Origin of the sequence: Streptomyces beihaiensis (assembly GCF_026274175.1) — a bacterium.
Lineage (GTDB): Bacteria > Actinomycetota > Actinomycetes > Streptomycetales > Streptomycetaceae > Streptomyces > Streptomyces beihaiensis.
This window is the reverse complement of the sequence record NZ_JAPHNL010000137.1, coordinates 1-5,819: the sequence shown is the minus strand read 5'-3', so window position 1 is coordinate 5,819 and position 5,819 is coordinate 1. Positions and strand designations below refer to the sequence as shown.

Annotated in this window: 5 protein-coding genes and 1 pseudogene; 4 read left to right on the top strand and 2 right to left on the bottom strand. The window is 72.8% G+C overall.

Annotated features, from left to right (window positions below):
* Window positions 1-1,280 (top strand): hypothetical protein (locus OFY01_RS14470; RefSeq protein ID WP_266599928.1); only part of this gene is annotated, 1,280 nt, incomplete at its 5' end.
* Window positions 1,281-1,293: 13 nt separating this feature from the next.
* On the opposite strand, the gene ypfJ is transcribed toward OFY01_RS14470, so the two are convergent.
* A complete protein-coding gene (gene ypfJ / locus OFY01_RS14465) occupies window positions 1,294-2,178 on the bottom strand; it encodes a KPN_02809 family neutral zinc metallopeptidase (protein WP_266599926.1) in 885 nt (294 codons plus the stop codon).
* A 223-nt stretch (window positions 2,179-2,401) separates the two neighbouring features.
* Here ypfJ and OFY01_RS14460 point away from each other — a divergent pair, with 223 nt between their 5' ends.
* From OFY01_RS14460 to OFY01_RS14450, 3 genes are all read left to right on the top strand, one after another.
* Window positions 2,402-4,000: an ABC-F family ATP-binding cassette domain-containing protein gene (locus OFY01_RS14460; protein WP_266599924.1), complete on the top strand. Its 1,599-nt coding sequence runs from the start codon at window positions 2,402-2,404 to the stop codon at window positions 3,998-4,000.
* A 389-nt stretch (window positions 4,001-4,389) separates the two neighbouring features.
* Window positions 4,390-4,611 (top strand): helix-turn-helix domain-containing protein, encoded by a 222-nt coding sequence (locus tag OFY01_RS14455; RefSeq protein ID WP_266599922.1) that lies wholly within the window; start codon window positions 4,390-4,392, stop codon window positions 4,609-4,611.
* A gap of 187 nt (window positions 4,612-4,798) precedes the next feature.
* On the top strand, window positions 4,799-5,590 hold the full coding sequence (locus OFY01_RS14450) for an enoyl-CoA hydratase/isomerase family protein (RefSeq protein ID WP_266599920.1): 792 nt from the start codon (window positions 4,799-4,801) through the stop codon (window positions 5,588-5,590).
* Window positions 5,591-5,603: 13 nt separating this feature from the next.
* Here the strand turns inward: OFY01_RS14450 and OFY01_RS14445 are convergent.
* Window positions 5,604-5,819 (bottom strand): annotated as a pseudogene (locus OFY01_RS14445) (nucleopolyhedrovirus P10 family protein); the annotation flags it as partial.

Genomic DNA, 5,819 nt, shown 5'->3' with positions numbered 1-5,819 from the left:
CCCCGGAGGGCACCCCGCCGCCCGCCGAACTCGCCGCCACCGCCCGCCGGCTGCTCGCCGCGGCGGTCCGGATGGCCCGCTGGGCGGATACCACGCTCAGCCCCGGCAACAGCACGGCCGCCCGCGACGGGAAGGGCACCCTGGCCGACACGACCGCGGGCCGCGCCGCCGACGACCTCGGCCTGACGCTGACTCAGGTGCACGCCGACTGGGACACCGCGCGCCTCGCCGGGCTCGTCGAGGTGCACGGCGACACCGCCCGCCCCGGCTGGCGGCTGCGCGCCTGGGACCGGGACGACACCGCCGTGCTGCGCGGCTGGGTCGCCCTGTTCGACGCCTGGTCCCTCGTGCACCCGGCGCCCGAGGCCCTGGAGCCCGCCGCCGTCGCCGAAGTCGTCGAGGCCATGCCGCAGTTGCTGTCGTTCCTGCAGCTGATGGCGGGCCCGGTCGCCGCCGCCCAGCTCCTGGACCTCCTCGACCAGCGCGTCACGGAACTCCGTACGCAGCGCTGCGAGATCCCCTTCGGGCCGCAGCCCGAGCCCACCCCGCCCCAGGACACCCCGCTCCTGCCGCTGCTCGACTGGGCGCTGCGCGGCCTCGCCGCCGTCGGCGCGCTCACGTACGCCGACGGACAGGCCACGCTCACCCCGCTCGGCAGCTGGGCGGTCTGGGTCAAGCTGGAGCAGATCTGCGTCGCCGCCCAGTCCCCGGCGGGCAACATCGAGCAGAGCGCCGACGACATGCTGCGCGGCTGCGCGCGCCTGCGGCCCAAGGCGGCCCGCGCCGAGTACCGCGCCTGGCTCGCCGCCCGCGACATCGGCAACGCCGTCACCGAACTCCTCGACGCCGCCCGCGGCGAGGACGCCCTGCTGCGCGGCCTCGCCTTCGAGGCGCTGCGCGTCGTCGGAGCCCCCGCCGAGGCGGAGGTCCGGCGCGCCGCCGACGAGCCGGGCCTGCGCCCCTACGCGCTGCTCTGGCTCGCCGAGCACGAGGGCGCCGACCCCGAGGACGTCCACTCCGTGCTCACCCGCGAGGACGCCACCTGGCTGTGGGTCGACACCGCCGCCGCCGTCGCCGACCACGGCGAGGCCCCTCTCCTCGTACGGCACCTGGAGTCCGCGGTGCAGTCGACGGTGCCCGCCCTCCTGGAGGAGGTCCGTGCCGTGGGCCACCCGCGCACCGTGCAGGTCCTCGTCGCCCTGGCCGCCGCCCACCCGGACCCGGCGCTCGCCAAGGCGGTGCGGCGAGCGGCCTTCCAGGTCCACACGGGCGGGGCGTGAGCCTGAGCGGCGGCTAACCGAAGGTGTCGCACCGCGCCATGTCGCCGCTTGCGAGACCGCGCCGGAACCACTGCCGACGCTGGTCCGCCGAACCGTGCGTCCAGGACTCGGGCGTCACCCGGCCCTGGTAACGCCGCTGGATGCGGTCGTCGCCCACGGCCGCGGCCGCGTCCAGACCGTCGCGGATGTCCGCCTGCGTCAGCCGCGTGATCAACGGTCTGCCCGTGGACTCGTCGGGCGTCGTGGTGGCGTGGTGCGCCCACACGCCCGCGTAGCAGTCGGCCTGCAACTCGACCTTGACCGCGTTGCTGTTTTGCCCGGTGCGCCCGTCCTGGGAGCGCTTGAGGGTGCCCATCAGGTTCTGCACGTGGTGCCCGTACTCGTGCGCCACCACGTACGCCTGCGCGAACGGGCCGCCGCTCGCTTGGAACTTGGTGCGCAGCTCGTCGAAGAAGCCCAGGTCGAGATAGACCTTTCGGTCGCCGGGACAGTAGAAGGGCCCCACCGCCGAGGTCGCCTGACCGCACGCCGTGGAGACCTGGCCGGTGAAGAACACGGTGGGCGCGGACGAGTAGCGGCCCCGGCGGCGCCGGAACTCCTGGGCCCAGAAGTCCTGGACGCTGTTGACGACCGCGACCGTCCGGCAGTCCTGCTCGGCGTTGGCGTCCTGTCCCGTACGGCAGTGCCGCCGCACCTGCGCCGCGCTGGAGGCGGCCGACGCGGGGGAGCCGGTGTCCGAGGAGAGCCCGAACTCGTCGGTGCCGAAGAACAGGCCGATCAGCAGGGCGAGCAGACCGACGAGACCACCGCCGACCGTCGCCCGGCCGCCCGGCACCCGGCTGCCGCGCACGTCCTGGACCTCCGACGTGTCGAGCCGGGCGTCGTCGTCGAACTGCATGCGGCACCGCCTTCCGCGGGTCTCCTGATCCGCTTCCTCCGCGTCATCCTGTTACGCGCCCGGCCGCCGGGCCCCGCCCGAGGGCCGAACGGGGGAAAACCGTTTGCATCGCACCGTTAAACTGGCCCGCATGACGTTTCTTCTCTGGGTGCATTAGCGGCGCCGGCCGGATCCTCGCCCCGTCAACCAGCCACCGCCGTTAATCCTGTCCTGGAGCCCTTCCGTGATCACCGCATCCGGCATCGAACTGCGCGCAGGCGCGCGCATCCTCATCGAGAACGCATCCTTCCGCGTCGCCAAGGGCGACCGCATCGGCCTGGTCGGCCGCAACGGAGCGGGCAAGACCACCCTCACCAAGTGCCTGGCCGGTCAGGGCACACCCGCAGCCGGCACCATCACCAGCTCCGGCGAGGTCGGCTACCTGCCGCAGGACCCGCGCACCGGCGACCTCGACGTGCTCGCCCGCGACCGCATCCTCTCCGCCCGCGGCCTCGACGTCCTCATGCGCAAGATGCGCGAGAACGAACAGCGCATCGCCACCGGCAAGGGCGCCACACAGGCCAAGGCGATGAAGCAGTACGAGCGCCAGGAGACCGAGTTCCTCACCAAGGGCGGGTACGCCGCCGAGGCCGAGGCCGCCACCATCGCCGCCGCGCTCAACCTGCCCGACCGCGTCCTCGGCCAGCCGCTGCACACCCTCTCCGGCGGCCAGCGGCGCCGTATCGAGCTGGCCCGCATCCTCTTCTCCAGCGCGGACACCCTGCTGCTCGACGAGCCGACGAACCACCTGGACGCCGACTCGATCGTCTGGCTGCGCGACTACCTCAAGACGTACAGCGGCGGTTTCATCGTCATCTCCCACGACGTCGACCTGGTCGAGACGGTCGTCAACAAGGTCTTCTACCTGGACGCCAACCGCTCCCGGATCGACATCTACAACATGGGCTGGAAGCTCTACCAGCAGCAGCGCGAGGCGGACGAGAAGCGCCGCAGGCGCGAGCGGCAGAACGCCGAGAAGAAGGCCGCCGCCCTCAACGCGCAGGCCGACAAGATGCGCGCCAAGGCCACCAAGACGGTCGCCGCGCAGAACATGGCCCGCCGCGCCGACAAGCTGCTGGCCGGTCTCGAAGACGTCCGCCAGGCCGACAAGGTCGCCAAGCTGCGCTTCCCCGAACCGTCGCCCTGCGGCAAGACGCCGCTCATGGCGGAGGGCCTGTCCAAGTCGTACGGCTCCCTGGAGATCTTCACCGACGTCGACCTGGCCGTCGACAAGGGCTCCAGGGTCGTCATCCTCGGCCTCAACGGCGCGGGCAAGACCACGTTGCTGCGGCTGCTGGCGGGCACGGAGGAGCCCGACACCGGCAAGGTCGTCGAGGGCCACGGCCTCAAGCTCGGCTACTACGCGCAGGAGCACGAGACGCTCGACCCCGAGCGCACCGTCCTGGAGAACATGCGCTCCGCGGCGCCCGACCTCGACCTGGTCGAGGTGCGCAAGGTACTCGGCTCGTTCCTGTTCTCCGGCGACGACGTCGACAAGCCGGCCGGGGTGCTCTCCGGCGGCGAGAAGACCCGCCTCGCCCTGGCCACCCTGGTCGTCTCGTCCGCGAACGTGCTGCTCCTCGACGAGCCCACCAACAACCTCGACCCGGCCTCCCGCGAGGAGATCCTCGGCGCCCTGCGCACCTACAAGGGTGCCGTCGTCCTGGTCACCCACGACGAGGGCGCGGTGGACGCGCTCCAGCCGGAGCGGATCATCCTGCTGCCGGACGGCATCGAGGACCTGTGGGGCCAGACCTACGCGGACCTGGTGGCACTCGCCTGACACGGCGGCACCTGTCACCGGGCGTCGGCGTCACCGAGCGTCAGCACGGCGTGATCGAACGGACGGTCCGCGGCGGATGGATCATTCGGCTGAGTGTTGATCCTTCATCTGGGTGAGATCGCCTCGTACCTCCGTGTGTCGGCCACGGATTCCGTCGCGCCCCGGGGGATGGAGCCGTTGGGGCGCCTGGGCCGCCGCTGACCTGGCGGTTCTGGCGTGGGGGCGGTCCGGAGCGGTGCCGACACACACCGGAACCTCCTGTTCCGTTCGTGTGGATCCGTCCGGGACCCGCAATTCCGGGCGTACAGACCTTGCCGAATGGGTGGCCAGGAAGGCCACAAGGGGTGATCATGGGAATTCCAGAGCGCACTTCCCATGAGGAGGCACGGGTGGCCGAGACTCTGAAGAAGGGCAGCCGGGTGACCGGCGCCGCGCGCGAAAAGCTCGCGGCAGACCTGAAGAAGAAGTACGACTCCGGTGCGAGCATCCGGGCGCTGGCCGAGGAGACCGGCCGCTCGTATGGCTTCGTCCACCGGATGCTGAGTGAATCCGGTGTCTCGCTGCGCGGCCGCGGCGGCGCCACGCGAGGCAAGAAGGCCGCGGCGGGCTGACACGGCCGGGACCGCCCCCGCCCGGGGACGGTCCGCTCGCGTCAGGGTCGCCCGGGTCATCAGGGTCGCCCGGCTCGCCGGGATCCGTCCGGTGGGGCGACCCGTCCGGTGACCACCCGGTCGGCCCTCCGGCCGCCCGGGTGGTTACTGTGCAGTCACTTACGACCGCGCAGACCCGGAGGCCCAGATGACCATGCCCGCACCGCTGCTCGACAAGGACGGCGTCCGGCTCGAAGCCGACGACGCCGTCGCCACGGTGACACTGACCAACCCGGACAAGCGCAACGTCCAGAGCCCCGCCCTGTGGCGCGCGCTGACCGAGGCCGGCCGGGCGCTGCCGGGCGCCGTGCGGGTGGTCGTCGTGCGCGGCGAGGGCAAGTCCTTCTCGGCGGGCCTCGACCGGCAGGCCTTCACCCCCGAGGGCTTCGACGGCGAGCCGTCCTTCCTCGATCTGGCGCGCGGCGACGACGCCGTCCTTGACGCGACGATCGCCGAGTACCAGGACGCCTTCACCTGGCTGCGGCGCCCCGACATTCTGTCCGTCGCCGCGGTCCAGGGGCACGCGATCGGCGCGGGGTTCCAGCTCGCCCTCTCCTGCGATCTGCGCGTGGTCGCCGACGACGTGCAGTTCTCCATGCGCGAGACCAGCCTCGGCCTGGTGCCCGACCTGACGGGCACGCACCCGCTCGTCTCCCTGATCGGCTACGCCCGAGCCCTGGAGATCTGCGTGACCGGGCGCTACGTCCACGCCGACGAGGCCGCCCGCAGCGGCCTGGCCAACGTCGCCGTGCCCGCGGCCGACCTCGACGCCACCACCCGCGACCTGGTGGCGGCGCTCCTCGCCGCGCCCCGCGACGCCGTGATCGAGACGAAGGCCCTGCTCCAGGGCGTCACGGGCCGCACCCTCGACGAGCAGCGCACGGCCGAGCGGGCCGCGCAGGGCCGCCGCCTGCGCGACCTGGCGGGGCTCGGCGACTGAGCCGACGGCCGCGTCAGGTCTCGACCCGTGTGACCAGTACCGCCACCGTCGGCTCGTCCGCGAGCGCCACGGTGACCGCGCCGCGTACGGCCGTGGCCACGTCAAGGGTCCTGCGGTCCGAGGTCACCGCGAGCTCCACCCGTACGTGGCGGCGGGGCCGGGCGCCGGGGTGGGGCGCCGGTTCCTCGATGCGGACCGGACGGCCCAGGCCGCCGAGCAGGCCGGTCAG